Source organism: Candidatus Protofrankia californiensis (assembly GCF_900634765.1).
In the GTDB taxonomy this organism is placed as follows: Bacteria; Actinomycetota; Actinomycetes; order Frankiales; family Frankiaceae; genus Protofrankia; species Protofrankia californiensis.
This window is the reverse complement of the sequence record NZ_CAAAFT010000376.1, coordinates 16,968-17,833: the sequence shown is the minus strand read 5'-3', so window position 1 is coordinate 17,833 and position 866 is coordinate 16,968. Positions and strand designations below refer to the sequence as shown.

Below are 866 nucleotides of genomic sequence, written 5' to 3'. Positions count from 1 at the left end.
AGCGCGCACGGTCGGCCTCGGCCTCCAGGGACCGGCGAAGGGTGGCCGAGGCCCGGAGCTGGTCGGCCGTCCATTCCACGTCCCGGGTGGCCTGTAGCGTGTCGAGCAGTCCCTGTACCGTCACCTGCGTCGTGCTGGTCTGGGTCATCAGCCTTCTCCTGTCGGTTCACCGGCACTATGACGGTAACGACTTTCCAACCAGACCGGTAGAGATATGAGGCCGGCAGTCCGCCGGCAGCCGACTGGACATCCACGTCAGTTGTGTTGCTGCAGTCGCGTCGCCGCCCGGCGATCGGTTGACTCATGTCCGTCGCACCCGAATGTAACCGGTCGAGTTACATTTACCCCTCGGCGGTTACATTTGCGTAATGCATGTCGCTGAGCAGCGTCCCTTCTCCGTCCGCTTCGGTTGGGGTGGGGAAGATCTGGCCGTTCTGGCACGGGCAAGCGATGTCATCGTCATTGTCGACGTTCTGCGTTTCACCACAGCGGTGGCCGTCGCGACGGCCCGAGGTGCCCACGTGTTGCCCTTTCGGTGGCGCGACGCCAGCGCCCAGCGGTTCGCCGTGGAGCAGGGGGCGGTTCTCGCCGGCCTGCGCGAGGATCCGGCCACCCCGTGGTCGCTGTCCCCGACCGACCTCGCTGGCATCCCGGCGGGAATCCCACACGCCGGTCCGCTGCGCCCGGCTGTCGACGACCTGCTCGGCGCCGGCGCCGTCATCGCCAGGACCTATCGACGCGGGCACCCTGACCAGGGCGCAGATCTCCCCGGAGGCTCGTGCCGCCATGGCAGCCTTTCGCGCGGCTGAACCCGACTTGCACGACGAGCTGCGTGGGTCCGTGTCCGGGCGGGAGCTACTGGCCCT

At 67.8% G+C, this 866-nt stretch carries 1 protein-coding gene; it reads left to right on the top strand.

All coding sequences use genetic code 11. The annotated features are described in order from the left end of the window. The first annotated feature begins 368 nt into the window (after nucleotides 1–368). Nucleotides 369–809, top strand: a complete 441-nt coding sequence (locus DD1DGNOD_RS19315; RefSeq protein WP_346434353.1) for a hypothetical protein — start codon at nucleotides 369–371, stop codon at nucleotides 807–809. Nucleotides 810–866: the final 57 nt, after the last annotated feature.